We start from the raw sequence: 14,577 nt of genomic DNA, 5'->3' as shown, positions 1-14,577 counted from the left end.
GGGATGCGAAGACGTCTCATGGCGTTCCTGGGATCGGGGCGGGCTCGGGATGCTGCGGGGCGGGCGGCCTCAGTGCGGCCGGGCGGCTTCGAGGGCCGCGCGGAGATGGCCGTCGGCGGCGTCGAGCAGACGGGCGGCGGTGGGGGCGTCGACTCCGCCGAGGAGGGTGAGGATGGCGTTCTTCACCTCGCCGTCCGTGCTGCTCAGCGCCGTCTCGATCTCCCGGTCACCGGCGCCGGTGGCGAGCGCGACGATCCGGCGCGAGCGGGCCCGCAGCTTTTCGTTGGAGGCGCGGACGTCGACCATCAGATTCCCGTAGGTCTTGCCCAGACGGATCATGGTGAGGGTCGAGATCATGTTGAGCACCAGCTTCTGGGCGGTGCCCGCCTTGAGCCGGGTGGAGCCGGTCAGCAGCTCGGGGCCGACCACGATCTCGATGCCGTGCTCGGCCGCCGCGGCCAGGGCCGAACCGGCGTTGCAGGACAGGCCGATGGTCAGTGCGCCCAGTGAACGGGCATGCTCGACGGCCCCGATGGCGTAGGGGGTGCGGCCGGAGGCGGAGATGCCGACGACGGTGTCCATGTCGGTCAGCTTGACCGCGGTCAGGTCCTCGGCCGCGAGCTCCTTGCTGTCCTCGGCGCCCTCGACGGCGGTGACCATCGCGGAGGGACCGCCGGCGATCAGCCCCAGCACCTCGGACGGGTCGGTGTTGAAGGTCGGCGGGCATTCGCTGGCGTCCAGCACGCCGAGGCGGCCGGCCGTGCCCGCGCCCGCGTAGATCAGCCGGCCGCCGCGGGCCATACGGGCGGCGAGGGCGTCGATGGCGGCGGCGATCTCCGGGAGCCGCTCGGCGACGGCCGCGGGGACGGCGGCGTCCTCGGCGTTCATCGTGCGGGCGATGTCCAGGGTGGAGCGGCGGTCGATCTCGGCGAGTTCCGGCCGGAAGGCCTCGGTGGTGAGGCCGTCCAGCTCGGCGCGCAGATGTGCGTAGTCGGTGGGGGAGGTCATGGCGTGGCGGCTCTTTCCGGGACGGATGGGCAAGGGCGGTGTCAGCCGGACGGGGAGGAGCGGTGGCGGCCGGCCGTCCGGGGTGCGGACGGTGGCCGCGGGACCGCTTCGGCCGTCGCTGGGGCGAGCGGCTGCCGCGGTGCCCGTACCGGCCGTTCGGGCCGTCCGGCGGCATACCGGCCCCCAGCGGGGCGAGCGGTGTCAGCGCTGCGGGCTACGGGGAGAGTGGCGGTGGGCGAGGGCCTCGTAGGAGGCGGAGAGCGCCGGGGCCGCGGTCTCGTACGTACGCTGCGCGACGCCTATGAACAGGCAGTCCACGACCAGCAGCTGGCTGGTCCTGGACGACATCGCGGCCGGCCGCAGCTCGCTCTCGCGGGCGCTGGACGTGGTCAGGATGTGGTCGGCGTAGGAGGCGATCTCGCCGTCCGGGCGGCCGGTGATGGCGATCGTCGTGGCGCCGTGGTCGAAGGCCACCCGCAGTGGCTCTATGACATCGGTGGTCCGTCCGGAGTGGGTGATGGCGAGGGCGACATCACCGGTTTTCAGCTGCACCGCGTTCGTCACGGCCAGATGCGGGTCCGCATGCGCGTGCGCGATCAGCCCGATGCGCAGCAGCTTCTGGGCGAGATCCTGGCCGACGAGATGGGAGGCCCCGATGCCGTACACATCGATACGGCGGGCGCCGGCGAGCGCGGTGACGGCGGCTTCGAGCTGGGTGACGTCCAGCCCGGCCGCCGTGTCGGCCAGGCACTGCTGCTCTTCCTGCGCCAGTTTCGTCACGACATCGGCGAGGGAGTCGTCGACCGCTATGTCGGCGGTCACCGCGGGGGCGCCGCCGGCCGCCTGCTGGGCGGCGAGCGCGGCGAGCGCGAGGCGCAGATCCCGGTAGCCCGGGTAGCCGAGGAGCCGGGACGTCCGGACGACCGTTGCCTCGCTGGTGCCCGTGCGCTCCGCGAGGCCGGTGACGGTGAGGGCGGCGCAGCCGGCCGGGTCGCTCGCGACGGCCTCGGCGACGCGCTGCATGGAGCGGGTCATCGTCGGGGCGAGGGTGCGGACCTTGGCGGCCAGCGCCGCGGGGGCGGGTGGGGCCGGGGCCGGTCGGGTCTCGACGGGCACGTCCTTGAAAGTTTCCTTCACGCTGCTACTCACTATTGAAAAGTAATTTCATCGAGCGCCCGCGTCAATACCCTCCGTGAGTGCGGTGGACAGCGCGCATGATCGGCCGAGGGCTGTGGACAACGCCGCTCGCCGGCGGGCCGTCGGGAGACAATGGGGCCATGGAGATGGAACAGGCATTGCACGCCGCGCGGGCGCTGGTGCTCGCCGACCTGATGGCGGACAAGGTGGCCGACGCCGACATCGTCTCGCTCGTGGAGGACGCGGTCGTCCACCGCCGGTGGTGGGTGGAGCAATGGCCTGAGGGCGCGGCATTCGTCGCGGGACTGATAGCGCAGGACGTCCAGGACGCCCTCCTGGACCGGTACGGCCGCTGGCCGCTGTGCCCCGTGTGCACGGAGTCGGGCGATCCCCATGCGCTCGACGTCGAACCGGAGTTGGGACCCGATCCGCATTGGGTCTGCCCCAAGACGGCCGTCGCGGTGGCCCGGGTCGGGCGGCTCGGCGCTCCGATGGAAGGCTGAGGTGGTTGATGGTGCGGCGGGCTGACGTGGCGATCCGGCCGGGGCGCTGACGTGGCGATTTATATCGATCCACCCAACTGGCCGGGCCACGGGCGGATGTGGTCGCATCTGGTCAGCGACCACTCCTTCGACGAACTGCACGCCTTCGCGGCGCGGATCGGCGCGCCCCGGCGGGCGTTCGAGCGCGACCACTACGACCTGCCGGTGGAGCGTTACGGCGATGCGGTGCGCGCCGGGGCCGTAGAGGTCGGCAGCAAGGAGCTGCTGCGCCGGCTGACCGCCGCCGGTCTGCGCCGCCCCAAGCACCGGCCGGCGCCCCGTACGGACCGCCGCGGCGCGTCGTAGCGGCGGCACGGGGGCGGGCCCCCGCACGATGGGCCTGACCGTGCGCCGCACCGAAAGGGGACAGCCATGTCGACCAGCGAGCAGGACGGACAACCCGCCACCGACCTCGACCCGAACTACAGCAGCGCGGGCGCCACGGCGACCGCCTGGCCTGCGGCTGTCGGCGGTATGACCGAGGCCGAGATCTTCTGGCTCACCACCGTCCGGCCCGACGGCCGCCCGCATGTCACCCCGCTGCTCGCCGTCTGGTCGGAAGGCGCGCTGCACTTCTGCACCGGCCCCGGCGAACGCAAGGCCAAGAACCTGGAAACCAACCCGCGCTGTGTGCTGACGACCTCGACGGCCGGCGGCAACGACCTGCACGCGGGGCTCGACGTGGTCGTCGAGGGCGAGGCGGTGCCGGTGCGCGACGAGCCCACGCTGCGCCGGCTGGCCGATCTGTACGGCGAGAAGTACGGCAGTGACTGGCACTTCGACGTCCGCGACGGTGCGTTCTACGGGGAGGGCAACCGGGCCGTGGTCTTCCGGGTCGAGCCGGTCACGGCCTTCGGGTTCGGGCGAGGCGAGACCTACAGCCAGACGCGATGGACGTTCGCCGGCGGGGCTTGAAGGGCCGGGCGCGGCGCCCGGCCCGTAGGCGTCAGTGCTGCCCCGCTGCCCTCGCCTCCTCCGCCGCTGCCTCCTTCTCCACGGCCTGCGCGCTCTGCGCATGCTGCGGCGCGTGGGCGGTGGCGGACGAGGAGGCGATCAGCCGGGTGGTGTTCGTCGTGCGGTGCAGCCGGAACGCGAAGGCGGTGAGGACGACGGCCGCCGCCGCCAGCGCGGCGCCGGTCCAGGCCACGGACGGATACCCCCAGCCCGCCCCGATGGTCAGCCCGCCGAGCCAGGGGCCGAGGGTGTTGCCGATGTTGAAGGCGGCAGTAGTGGTCGCCCCGGCCAGCGTCGGCGCGGCGTTCGCCACGTTGAACATCCGGGCGTTGAGGGCCGGGGCCGTGGTGAACGCGGTGACCCCGAGCAGCAGCGAGAGCGCGATCGCGGCGGCCGGGCTCTGCGCGGTCAGTGCCAGTACGGCCAGTACGAGGGCGGAGGCGGCGATACCGCCGAAGAGCGTGCCGAAGAGATGGGCGTCGGCGATCCGGCCGCCGATGAACGTGCCGATCAGCGCGCCGACACCGAAGAGCGCCAGCACCGTCGGCACCCAGCTCTCGGCGAGGCCGGCGGTGTCGGTCAGCAGCGGCGAGAGGTAGGAGAAGAGGGCGAAGACGGCGGCGGCGTTCAGCGCGGTGGCGGACAGCGCCAGCCAGACCTGCTTGTCCTTGTAGATGGCCAGCTCACGGCGCAGCTGCGGGCGGTCCTCGCCGGTCGGCACGGCCGTGCGCGGCACCGCCGCGACCACTCCGAGCAGGCCGAGCCCGGCCAGACCGGCCACGGCCCAGAAGGCGGCGCGCCAGCCGGCGTGCTCGCCGAGCAGTGCGCCGGCCGGGACGCCCGCGATATTGGCGATGCTCAGGCCGCCGACCATCACGGCCATCGCCCGGGCCCGCGCGGTGACCGGCACCAGCGAGACCGCGACCGCCGCGCCGACCGCCCAGAAACCGGCGCAGGCCAGCGCGCTCAGCACGCGCGAGACGAACAGCACGCCGTAGGACGGTGCGAGCGCGCCGGCCACCTGCCCCAGGCCGAAGAGGGCGAGCAGCGCGATCAGCGTCGTCCGGCGCGGGAGCCGGAGCGTGGCCGCGGCGAGGACGGGCGCGCCGACCACCATGCCGATCGCGAAGGCGGAGACCAGCAGCCCGGCCTGCGGAATGGAGACGCGCAGATCGCGGGCGAGCGGCTGGAGGATGCCGGAGAGCATGAACTCGGAGGTGCCAAGGGCAAAAACGGACAGGCCGAGGACGTAGACGGCGAGGGGCAGGCGGGTGCGGTCGGGTGGTGCGGGCATATCACCTACTAACCACGATAGGAGCCCGTGCATTCCCTACAAGCGGGCCTGATTCCCTGCGGGGAGCCTCTTGAGGCGCCGGCCCGCCCGCGGGTCCGTGCCATGCGCGGCCCCGCCCATCGGCTCTCGCGCTACGCGACGGCTACGCCCCGCCCAGCAGATCCAGCTCCGTGGCGAGGTTGCGGCGGGCGGTGTGCTCCCAGAGGTCGTAGCCGCGGGGGGTCCGGAACAAGCGGGGCAGGGCCAGGAGTTGGGTCAGTACGGCGGAGCGGCCGGCCGTGAAATCGGCGTCGGGGACGAAGGAGTACTCCTCGCGGACCGCGGCGGCGTAGGCGGCGTACCGGTCGGGGGAGCCGGCCAGTACGGCGAGGTCGGCATCGCACAACACCTCGCCGTCGGGATCGTCGGGCGCCGGGTCATGGCTGACGGTGAGCCGCACCAGGCGGGCGACCTCGGCCGTGCGGGCCGCGCCGACGCCCAGTTCGGGCAGTGCACGCTCGGCGAGGGCCGCGCTGCGCTCCTCGTTCTCGGAGCGGTCCGGGCGGTAGACCGCGTCGTGGAACCACGCCGCCAGCTGAACGACGGCCAGGTCATCGGCGTGCTCGGCCAGTTCGTCGATGCGGTAGAGGACCGCGGCCAGATGCTCGACGGTGTGGTAGCGGCGCTGTGGTTCACTCCAGCGGGACAGCAGATCGTCCGCATACGGGGCGGGGTCGGGGGCCGTGGAGTGCTTGCTGCCGCGGGCCTCGGCGATGGTGAGGGTCCAGCGCTGCCGCAGCTCCGGCGTCGGGTCGGTGGTGTCTGCCGTACGGGACACGGGAGTCATGCGAGCCATTGTGCCCCGTGCGGGGTGATCCGGAACGGGGGTGGGGGTGCCCCGGTGCGGCCCCGTGGTGCGGCCGGCCGGGGCGGGGGCCCGGGCGGTGGAAGCGGACGGTCCTGCCGGTAGGGGGCAGACGGTCCCGGGCGATGCCCGGCGCTCCGGGCAGGCGCGGTCGGCGTTCGGTCGGACTGCGGGCAGGCTTCGGCGTTCGGGCGGACTCGGCGTTCGGGCGGATTCCGGTCGTGCCGGTGGCGATCCGGCCCGCCGAAGCCCGGACGGCCCGTACCCTGGGATATTGGACTAGACCTCTTGAGGGTGGTTCGGTTCCGTCATGCCGTCGTCGAAGGATTGGGTCATATGAGCAAGCGCGCGCTGCTGGAGGTGATCGCGCTCGGCCCGCAGGACGCGGTCGCCGCCCAGGCCGGCGGAGCCGACCGCCTGGAGCTGGTCACCGACATGGCGGCCGACGGGCTCACCCCGCCCCGGGCCACCTTCGCGGCGGTCCGGGCGGCCGTCGGCCTCCCGCTGCGGGTGATGCTGCGCGCCACGGACGGTTTCGCGGCCGGCGCGGTGGGGGCGCTGTGCGAGGAGGCCGTGGCGCTCCGGGCGGAGGGCGCCGAGGAGTTCGTCCTCGGATTCCTGACGCCGGACGGACGGCCGGACCTCGCCGCGGTGGCGGCGCTGACCGAGGTGCTCGACGGCTGCCGGTGGACCTTCCACCGGGCCATCGACCGGGCCGCCGACCGGGACGCGCTGCGCAAGGAGCTGGCGGCGGCCGGGGCCGCGGGGCTCGACACCTATCTGACGGCCGGATCCGCCCAGGGCGTCGACGAGGGGTTGCCGACGCTGCTGGCCGAGCAGGCGCGTACGGCGGCGGGCGAGCCCGGGTACGTGCCGCGGATCCTGGTCGGCGGCGGACTCGGGCTCGGCCATCTGCCGGCGCTGCGCGCGGCCGGCCTCGACGCCTTCCACATCGGGGGTGCCGCCCGGCCCGCCGGCTGGTCCGCGCCGGTGGACGCGGCGGCGGTGGCGCGGTGGCGCACGGCGCTGGACCACGCGGCGGGCTAGGGTAGCCCGCACTGTCCCCCCGGTCGTGGGCTTCTTACATCCTTCTCACAACCGCACCCCACTGTGGGTTCCATGAGGACCAAACGCATTGCTTTCGGTGTCGGAATTGCCGTGACGATGGGCCTGACGGGTGCGGCCGTGGCCTCCGGGGCTCCCGCTCCGCAGTCCGGCAAGGCCCCCGCCGCCGCGACCGACAAGAAGACGGCGAAGAACTACCTGTACTCCTCCATCGGCGACTTCGACACCAACGTCAAGCCGCTGCTCGATCGCCCGGACGTCGCCGGTGTCCAGCTGGTGGTGCCGTGGAAGGCGATGGAGCGGAAGAAGGACCAGTACGACTTCTCGGAGATCGACCGGGCGCTGAAGTATGTGCAGGACCGCCACAAGAAGCTGTTCATCCAGGTCCAGGACCGGTTCTTCGAAGCGCCGTCCCGGCTCCCGGACTATCTGAAGGACCCGAAGTACAAGGGCGGCGCGGCGCCGACCAAGAACGACAACGGCCTCGGTCCCGGTAAGCCCGGGACGGTCGCGGCGCAGTGGAATCCGCAGGTGCGGGACCGTTTCCAGAAGCTGCTGAAGGCGATGGCCCAGAAGTTCGACGGCCGCCTCGCCGGGGTGAACCTGCCGGAGACCGCCACCGAGGTGGACACCAAGAAGGACCACACCGGCTACAGCAACGACGCCTACTTCAAGGCCGAGCTCGACAACATGGCCTACGGCAAGAAGGTCTTCACCAAGACGCCGTTCATCCAGTACGTCAATTTCTGGCCCGGTGAATGGAACAACAGCCGTCAGTACATGAGCCGCACGTTCGAGTTCGCCAAGAAGCACGGAATCGGCCTGGGCGGGCCTGACGTCCTGCCGAACCGCCAGGCGCAGATGGAGAACTCGTACCCCTTCTTCAAGAAGTACCGGGGACAGCTCCCCATGGTGGCCATGGCCGTCCAGGAACCCGACTTCCAGTACAAGAACCCCAAGACGAAGAAGCCGTACACCCGGCAGGAGTTCACCGACTTCGGCTCGAAGACCCTGGGAGCCGACGGCCTCTTCTGGGCCACCAGCGCGCCCTGGCTCCAGAAGCCGGCGGCACGATAGAGCCACGCATCCTGCGTGGGTGGGGAACGCGCCAGGCCACCTGAGGCCATGGGTGGCCTGGCGCCCCCTCGGTCAGGCCGCAGCCCTCTCGGTCAGGCCGCAGCCCTCTCGGTCAGGGCGCCGGCGTACCCCCGGCCAACTCCTCCGGCAGCGGCGCCCCGTGCACCACCGTCAGGCCGGACACCGGCCGGGTCAGGCAGACGTACAGCCGGCGCAGGCCGGTCCGTTCGTCCGGCTCGCCGTCGACGATCGCGGCCGGCTCGTCCAGTACCACGTAGTCGTACTCCAGGCCCTTGGCGAGGGTGGCCGGTACCAGTGTCAGCCGAGCGGCGGCCGAGGTCTCCTCGCCCGGCGCCAGGCAGGTCACGCCGGCCTTCTCCAGGGCCGTGCGCAGCGCCGGAATACGGGCCTCCGCGGCGATCAGGCCGATCGAGCCCTCCTTCCGCAACGCGTCGTCGCAGGCCGTGAGGGTGGCGGAGTCCAGGTCCGCCGGATCGACGGTGCGGATCTCGAAGTCGCCCGCAGACTCGCGGATCGACGTGGCCTCCGTCAGGTCGGGGGCGATGGCGGGCAGCAGTCGCGATGCATAGGCGATCACTTCACGCGGGACGCGGAAGCCCTGGGTGAGCTCCTCGACGGCCGCTCCGGGCTTGCCCAGATGCGCCAGCGCCTCCTCCCAGGTGTCGGTCGCCCAGGGAGTGGTGCCCTGGGCGATGTCCCCCAGGATCGTCGCCGAACCCGTGGTGCAACGGCGGCCGACCGCGCGGTACTGCATGGGGGAGAGGTCCTGCGCCTCGTCCAGCACCACATGTCCCAGCGAGTGCGTGCGCGAGACCAGGTCCATGGCCTCGTCGATCAACACCGCGTCCGCGGAAGACCACTTGGCGCTCTTCACGCTGCGGGCCGGTTTGGTCCACAGGATCGTCTTCTGCTCCTCGGGCGTGAGGATCCCCTCGGCCTGCGCGGCCAGGAACTCCGCGTCGCCCAGCAGCCGCAGCACCAGCTTCGCCGGGTCGACCGGCGGCCAGATGGCCTTGACCGTGGCTTTCACCGCGGCATTGCGGGCCACCGCGTCCTGCACCCGGTCGTCCGGGGCCTCGCCGGCCTGCTCCATGCGGACGAGTACGGCGTGCGCGATCCGCTGCGGCAGCGCCTCGCGGGCCGCGCCGTAGCGGATGTCGCGGTCCTGCAACTCCCGGACGATCTCCTCGATCTCGTAGGCCGGTACTCGCCAGCGGCGGGAACCGCGCACGACCACACACGGTTCCTCGGGCCGGGTGATGTGCGAGCGGATCGCCCTGCGCAGCACCTCGGCCATCCGTGCGTCGCCCTTGACCGTCGCGGCGGCCGCCTCGTCCGTGCCGCGCACCTCCACATGCCCGACCAGGTCATCGACCGTGGCCTGCTTGACCTCCAGCTCGCCCAGGGCCGGCAGCACCTGCTCGATGTAGTGGAGGAACGAGCGGTTCGGGCCGATGACGAGGGTGCCGGAGCGGGCCAGCCGCTCGCGGTGTGCGTACAGCAGGTAGGCGACCCGGTGCAGGCCGACCGCCGTCTTACCGGTGCCCGGCGCGCCCTGGACGCAGACCGAGCCGCCGATGCCGGCGCGCACGATCTCGTCCTGCTCCGGCTGGATGGTGGCGACGATGTCCCGCATGGGGCCGACGCGCGGGCGCTCGATCTCCGTCTGGAGGAGCCGGCTGGTCCGCTCCGCCTCGGCCGGGTCGGTGAGGTGCTCGTCCTCGTAGGCGGTCAACTCGCCCGCCGTGTAACCGAAACGGCGGCGCAGCCTGAGGTCCATCGGGTCCTTCTTGGAGGCCCGGTAGAACGGCTGGGAGACGGGGGCGCGCCAGTCGATGACCATGGGGTCGCCGTCGGCGTCGTGGACATGCCGGCGGCCGATGTAGAAGCTCTCTCCCGCGGCGCCCTCGGCGAGGTCGAGGCCCGGCGCGTGGAGGTAGTCGAGGCGGCCGAAGAACAGCGGGGTGTGGGCCAGGTCGGCGAGCGACTTGATCCGGGCGTCGATCTCGCCCTGGAGCACCTCGGCGTTGACCCAGTTCGCGGTCACATCGGCGATGTTCAGCGCCTCGGCGTCCGCGCGCATGGCCCGCAGCGCGGCGCGCGAGGCGGCGAGGTGGGCCCTCTCGCGCTGGAGCGGGTCGTGCGGGAGCGGGTCCTCGGCCGCCGGGTCGGGGCGCTCGGCGCGCGACGGTTGTGGTGCGGGACGGTGGGCGTGCGAGGGCACGGCGTTGCCTCCGGTGGCGATACGTCGGCGGGCGCGCGCCGGGGTGCACGGGCGCGGCGGGCCGGTGGCGGTGCGTAGCGCAGGTCCTGCGGTGCGCGGGTCAGCGGCGTGAAGCGAAGAGCCGGCCGGTTTCCGACCGGTCGGCGGCACTCCTCGGCGGGAGGCAGGCAGACGCGCGAGTGTAGTGGGCGGCTCAGGACGGCGCCAACGGATTAAATCGGGGCTCACGGCGTCGGGCCGGGGACGGATGGCCCTGACAGCGGTAGACCTCCCGTAGGGGGACGCATGGGCCTGGAGTCTGACTTCCGGCCCTCCAGGGATGGACCTATGGACCGATGTGCTGCAATCGCGTGAATTTCATCATGGAGGCATGAGCAGCGCAGCGATTCCCCCAGCCTCTGTCCACCCCGCCTCCGTGCACCCGGTCAAGGGTGCCACGGCCCTCGGCCCCGACCCCGGGCACGGCGCGGCGCCCGCCCCACAGCACCGCCATGTCGTGGGCAACGTCCTCCGCGCGATCAAGGTCTTCGCCACGGCAGCCTTCGGCGTCGTCGTCATGGGCGAGTACGTCGACGATTGACCCCGCGCCGCCGCATGGAGCCGAGCGCGTCGTCATTCCGCTCTCCGGCGGACACCACGCACCATCGCGGACGGGAAACCGGCGCACCCGACTGGCACGCGAGGTGCGCGCTCAGCAGTGAGCGGCCGACCCGTGCCGACCTCCGGATGACCGGAAACCATAACGGCCGGTCCGCCTCGATCCACTAGCGTCGCCGGCGAGGGCGCGCTCAGCGCAACGGGGAGGGGCCAAGGGATGTCTGCTGCCGACGGACCGGGGACGTGGAGACGGATCTGGGCACAGAGCATCGCCCGCCCCCGCCGCCTGCTGCTCGCAGCGGCGTTGCTCATGGTGTCGCTCGCCGGATTCTGGGTGCTGTACCAGGTCCAGCAGATGCCGATGTCCGACATAGTCGTCTACCGCGCCGAGGGCGAGGCCGCCGCGGCCGGTGGTGATCTCTACGGCTTCACGGTCAGCGAGTGGGACCTTCCGGCCACGTATCCGCCGTTCGCCGCCGTGCTGTTCATACCGACCACCTGGCTCTCGCTCGGCGTCCTCAAGATCCTCGGCGTGCTGGTCAACGCGGCCCTCCTCGCACTGCTCTGCCACCTCTCCGCCAAGGCCGCCGGTCTGCGCAAGGCCGCGCACAGCGGGCCCCTCCTGCTCGTCGCCACCGCCCTCGGCCTCTGGCTGGAGCCGGTCTTCCAGACCTTCGTCTTCGGCCAGGTCAACCTCGCGCTGGCCTGCCTGGTCCTGTGGGACCTCTCCCGCCCCGACGGCGCCCGCTTCAAGGGGTTCGTCACCGGCATCGCGGCCGGCATCAAGCTCACCCCCGCGCTCTTCGCCGTCTACCTCCTGGTCACCGGCCGGGTGAAGGCCGCCTGCACCACCCTCGCCGGATTCCTGTGCACGGCGCTGCTGGGGTGGCTGGCGCTGCCCGATGCCAGCGTCGAGTACTGGACCCGCCGGGTGTTCGAGACCGGCCGGGTCGGCAAGGCCTGGATCGTCGACAACCAGTCCCTCCAGGGCCTGATCGCGCGGGTGCTGCACGACCCCGACCCCGGTCTCCTGTGGGCGGTTCCCGCGGTGCTGACCGCCGCGGCCGGCCTCTACGCGGCCCGCCGGGTGTATGTGCGGCGCGGCCTGGACCACTGGGGTGTGCTGTGTACGGCCGTCACGGCGCTGCTGGTCTCGCCGATCAGCTGGTCCCACCACTGGGTCTGGTGCGTGCCGCTGCTCATCACGCTCGCCGCGCACACCCGGCGCATCCCGTGGCGCAGGGCGCTGCTGGTCGCCGGCACCCTCGTCTTCGCCGCCCGCACGATGTGGATCACTCCGCACACCGGCGATCTCGATCTCCATCTGCCCTGGTGGCAGCAGCCGTTCGCGGCCCCGTACCCGATGCTCGGGCTGGCCCTGCTGGCGGCGGTGGTCTGGTGGACGCGGCACCCGCCGGGCACCCCCGCCGCCCCGGCCGGCGGCCGGCTCCCCGCGCCGCGCGCCGCGCGGGAACTGTCCGGCCGCTCCTCGGCGGGGTGAACCGGGCGTCCGGCCCGAACTCCCCGCCGGCTGCTCGCCCTGGCTGTCGCTGGTGTTGACGTGTTGGCCGCCCGGGCAGGCGGACCGTCAGGCCGGTCCGCCTGCCCGCCGCCTCAGACGTCCTCGTCCGCCGCCAGCAACTCGTCCGCGTCCACGATCCGGTACGCGTAACCCTGCTCGGCCAGGAAGCGCTGGCGGTGCGCCGCGAAGTCCTGGTCGATGGTGTCGCGGGCGACGACCGAGTAGAACCGCGCCTCGTGCCCGTCCGCCTTGGGACGCAGCACCCGGCCCAGCCGCTGGGCCTCCTCCTGGCGGGAGCCGAAGGTGCCGGACACCTGGATCGCGACCGTCGCCTCCGGAAGGTCGATGGAGAAGTTCGCGACCTTGGAGACGACGAGCACCGAGATCTCGCCCTCCCGGAACGCGTCGAAGAGCTTCTCGCGCTGCGCGTTGGTGGTCTCGCCCTTGATCACCGGCGCGTCCAGATGCTCGCCCAGCTCGTCCAGCTGGTCGATGTACTGCCCGATGACCAGGGTCTGCTCGCCCTCGTGCCGGCGGACCAGCGCCTCGGTCACGTACTGCTTGCTCGCGGTCGTCGCGCAGTAGCGGTACTTCTCCTCGGTCTCGGCCGTCGCGTACGCCAGCCGCTCCGTCTCGGTCAGATTGACCCGCACCTCGACGCAGTCGGCCGGGGCGATGTACCCCTGCGACTCGATCTCCTTCCACGGGGCGTCGAACCGCTTCGGCCCGATGAGCGAGAAGACGTCCGACTCCCGCCCGTCCTCGCGCACCAGCGTCGCGGTCAGCCCCAGCCGCCGCCTGGCCTGCAGATCCGCGGTGAACTTGAAGACCGGCGCGGGCAGCAGGTGCACCTCGTCGTAGACGACCAGGCCCCAGTCCCGGGAGTCGAACAGCTCCAGGTGCGGGTAGACGCCCTTCCGCTTGGTCGTCAGCACCTGGTACGTGGCGATGGTGACCGGCCGGATCTCCTTCTTCGTCCCGCTGTACTCGCCGATCTCGTCCTCGGTCAGCGAGGTCCGCTTCACCAGCTCGTGCTTCCACTGCCGGGCCGAGACCGTGTTCGTCACCAGGATCAGGGTGGTGGCCTTCGCCTGGGCCATCGCACCGGCCCCCACCAGCGTCTTTCCCGCGCCACAGGGGAGTACGACGACACCCGAGCCGCCGTGCCAGAAACCCTCCACGGCCTGCTGCTGATAGGGCCGCAGCGCCCAGCCGTCCTCGCGCAGCTCGATCGGGTGCGCCTCACCGTCGACGTAACCGGCCAGGTCCTCGGCCGGCCAGCCCAGCTTGAGCAGCGTCTGCTTGATCTGGCCGCGCTCGGAGGGGTGGACGACGACGGTGTCCGGGTCCAGCCGCGCCCCGACCAGCGGCTGCACCTTCTTCGACCGCAGGATCTCCTCCAGCACGGGGCGGTCCGTGCAGGTCAGCACGAGCCCGTGGGCGGGGTGCTTGGTGAGCGTGAGCCGCCCGTAGCGGGACATCGTCTCCGCGATGTCGACCAGCAGCGCATGCGGCACCGGATACCGCGAGAACTGCACCAGAGCGTCGACGACCTGCTCGGCGTCGTGCCCGGCGGCCCGCGCGTTCCACAGCCCCAGCGGCGTCACCCGGTAGGTATGGATGTGCTCGGGCGCCCGCTCCAGCTCGGCAAAGGGCGCGATGGCCCGCCGGCAGGCATCCGCCAGCTCGTGGTCCACCTCCAGGAGCAGCGTCTTGTCGCTCTGGACGATGAGGGGTCCGTTCACGCGCCTCGCCTTTCGCTTCCCGGGCCGTCGGGGAGCGGCCGCAGACATCGGCCGCATACGGCCAAACGTCCAGTGTGCCGCATCGGCGCGCGGGGCCGGTAGCGGTGGGCCGGCGGCCCTGGTGCGGGCCGGGCGCGGGGTCGGCGACGCCGGTCACGGGGAGGCCGGATCCGGGGAGCCGGCGGCCGGGCACCCGCCGCGCCGCGCCGCGGTCCGCGGGCCCGGGCCGCGACCTCAGACCGAGTCGTCCGCCAGCTCCGCCACGCCCGTGATCCGGTGGAGCGGATACGTCCGGACCTCGTCGGCGGTGTGGTCGTAGGCCGTCACGAAGCCGCCCTCGACCCGCACCGGGGCGATCACGCGCTGACTGGCGGCGCCGTCGGCGTTGACGTAGCCGATCCAGAGCGCGGAGTGGGTCAGCACCGCGGCCTGCATCGTGGCGAGGGTCTCGGCGGAGGTGGTGCGGGGGAGGGAGCCGGGGGCCGGAGCCGGGGCGGCCCCGGCTCCGGCCCCCGGCTCCCTCCCCCGCACCACCTCCGCCGAGACC

At 72.5% G+C, this 14,577-nt stretch carries 14 protein-coding genes; 7 read left to right on the top strand and 7 right to left on the bottom strand.

Features of this window, described 5'->3' with window-relative positions:
• Positions 1-69: 69 nt before the first annotated feature.
• The gene (murQ, locus tag EST92_RS26450) at positions 70-1,008 is read right to left on the bottom strand and encodes an N-acetylmuramic acid 6-phosphate etherase (RefSeq protein WP_129283285.1); all 939 of its coding nucleotides are present in this window, start codon (positions 1,006-1,008) and stop codon (positions 70-72) included.
• Between the two features lie 201 nt (positions 1,009-1,209).
• Positions 1,210-2,124, bottom strand: a complete 915-nt coding sequence (locus EST92_RS26445; RefSeq protein WP_129283288.1) for a MurR/RpiR family transcriptional regulator — start codon at positions 2,122-2,124, stop codon at positions 1,210-1,212.
• 161 nt (positions 2,125-2,285) lie between these two features.
• Between EST92_RS26445 and EST92_RS26440 the strand changes: the two genes are divergently transcribed.
• From EST92_RS26440 to EST92_RS26430, 3 genes are all read left to right on the top strand, one after another.
• Positions 2,286-2,648 carry a hypothetical protein gene (locus tag EST92_RS26440; RefSeq protein ID WP_129251400.1) on the top strand — a complete coding sequence of 121 codons (363 nt, stop codon included), beginning with the start codon at positions 2,286-2,288 and terminating at the stop codon, positions 2,646-2,648.
• A 51-nt stretch (positions 2,649-2,699) separates the two neighbouring features.
• Positions 2,700-2,993 (top strand): DUF4031 domain-containing protein, encoded by a 294-nt coding sequence (locus EST92_RS26435; RefSeq protein ID WP_129283284.1) that lies wholly within the window; start codon positions 2,700-2,702, stop codon positions 2,991-2,993.
• 66 nt (positions 2,994-3,059) lie between these two features.
• Positions 3,060-3,602, top strand: coding sequence for a pyridoxamine 5'-phosphate oxidase family protein (locus EST92_RS26430; RefSeq protein ID WP_129283283.1), 543 nt, complete (start codon positions 3,060-3,062; stop codon positions 3,600-3,602).
• A gap of 31 nt (positions 3,603-3,633) precedes the next feature.
• Here EST92_RS26430 and EST92_RS26425 read toward each other — a convergent pair whose 3' ends face one another.
• Positions 3,634-4,935 (bottom strand): Cmx/CmrA family chloramphenicol efflux MFS transporter, encoded by a 1,302-nt coding sequence (locus tag EST92_RS26425; protein ID WP_129283282.1) that lies wholly within the window; start codon positions 4,933-4,935, stop codon positions 3,634-3,636.
• 142 nt (positions 4,936-5,077) lie between these two features.
• Positions 5,078-5,761, bottom strand: a complete 684-nt coding sequence (locus EST92_RS26420; RefSeq protein ID WP_129283281.1) for a hypothetical protein — start codon at positions 5,759-5,761, stop codon at positions 5,078-5,080.
• 354 nt (positions 5,762-6,115) lie between these two features.
• Here EST92_RS26420 and EST92_RS26415 point away from each other — a divergent pair, with 354 nt between their 5' ends.
• Positions 6,116-6,826, top strand: a complete 711-nt coding sequence (locus EST92_RS26415; RefSeq protein WP_129283280.1) for a copper homeostasis protein CutC — start codon at positions 6,116-6,118, stop codon at positions 6,824-6,826.
• A gap of 72 nt (positions 6,827-6,898) precedes the next feature.
• Positions 6,899-7,921: a hypothetical protein gene (locus EST92_RS26410; RefSeq protein ID WP_254069029.1), complete on the top strand. Its 1,023-nt coding sequence runs from the start codon at positions 6,899-6,901 to the stop codon at positions 7,919-7,921.
• Positions 7,922-8,033: 112 nt separating this feature from the next.
• On the opposite strand, the gene EST92_RS26405 is transcribed toward EST92_RS26410, so the two are convergent.
• A complete protein-coding gene (locus EST92_RS26405; RefSeq protein ID WP_129283279.1) occupies positions 8,034-10,166 on the bottom strand; it encodes an AAA family ATPase in 2,133 nt (710 codons plus the stop codon).
• A 370-nt stretch (positions 10,167-10,536) separates the two neighbouring features.
• Here EST92_RS26405 and EST92_RS26400 point away from each other — a divergent pair, with 370 nt between their 5' ends.
• Complete coding sequence (locus EST92_RS26400) at positions 10,537-10,746, top strand: hypothetical protein (RefSeq protein ID WP_129283278.1); 210 nt, start codon at positions 10,537-10,539, stop codon at positions 10,744-10,746.
• Positions 10,747-10,980: 234 nt separating this feature from the next.
• Entirely contained in the window at positions 10,981-12,264 is a 1,284-nt protein-coding gene (locus tag EST92_RS26395; protein ID WP_174244145.1) for a glycosyltransferase 87 family protein, read from the top strand.
• Between the two features lie 113 nt (positions 12,265-12,377).
• On the opposite strand, the gene EST92_RS26390 is transcribed toward EST92_RS26395, so the two are convergent.
• Together EST92_RS26390 and EST92_RS31405 are read right to left on the bottom strand one after the other, a co-directional pair.
• Complete coding sequence (locus EST92_RS26390) at positions 12,378-14,030, bottom strand: DNA repair helicase XPB (RefSeq protein ID WP_129283277.1); 1,653 nt, start codon at positions 14,028-14,030, stop codon at positions 12,378-12,380.
• 234 nt (positions 14,031-14,264) lie between these two features.
• Positions 14,265-14,577, bottom strand: a 313-nt coding sequence (locus EST92_RS31405; protein ID WP_135789066.1) for a WYL domain-containing protein, incomplete at its 5' end; no start/stop codon positions are given.

The sequence above is a fragment of the Streptomyces sp. TM32 genome (assembly GCF_004122755.1).
GTDB classification, from domain to species: Bacteria; Actinomycetota; Actinomycetes; order Streptomycetales; family Streptomycetaceae; genus Streptomyces; species Streptomyces sioyaensis.
Note: the sequence above shows the minus strand (reverse complement) of the source record. Positions and strands in the feature narration are given on the sequence as shown.

Coding starts and splice junctions, on each gene's coding strand:
- murQ (WP_129283285.1), bottom strand. CDS start 1,008: ATGACCTCCCCCACCGACTACGCACATCTGCGCGCCGAGCTGGACGGC.
- EST92_RS26440 (WP_129251400.1), top strand. CDS start 2,286: ATGGAGATGGAACAGGCATTGCACGCCGCGCGGGCGCTGGTGCTCGCC.
- EST92_RS26430 (WP_129283283.1), top strand. CDS start 3,060: ATGTCGACCAGCGAGCAGGACGGACAACCCGCCACCGACCTCGACCCG.
- EST92_RS26425 (WP_129283282.1), bottom strand. CDS start 4,935: ATGCCCGCACCACCCGACCGCACCCGCCTGCCCCTCGCCGTCTACGTC.
- EST92_RS26420 (WP_129283281.1), bottom strand. CDS start 5,761: ATGACTCCCGTGTCCCGTACGGCAGACACCACCGACCCGACGCCGGAG.
- EST92_RS26415 (WP_129283280.1), top strand. CDS start 6,116: ATGAGCAAGCGCGCGCTGCTGGAGGTGATCGCGCTCGGCCCGCAGGAC.
- EST92_RS26410 (WP_254069029.1), top strand. CDS start 6,899: ATGAGGACCAAACGCATTGCTTTCGGTGTCGGAATTGCCGTGACGATG.
- EST92_RS26400 (WP_129283278.1), top strand. CDS start 10,537: ATGAGCAGCGCAGCGATTCCCCCAGCCTCTGTCCACCCCGCCTCCGTG.
- EST92_RS26395 (WP_174244145.1), top strand. CDS start 10,981: ATGTCTGCTGCCGACGGACCGGGGACGTGGAGACGGATCTGGGCACAG.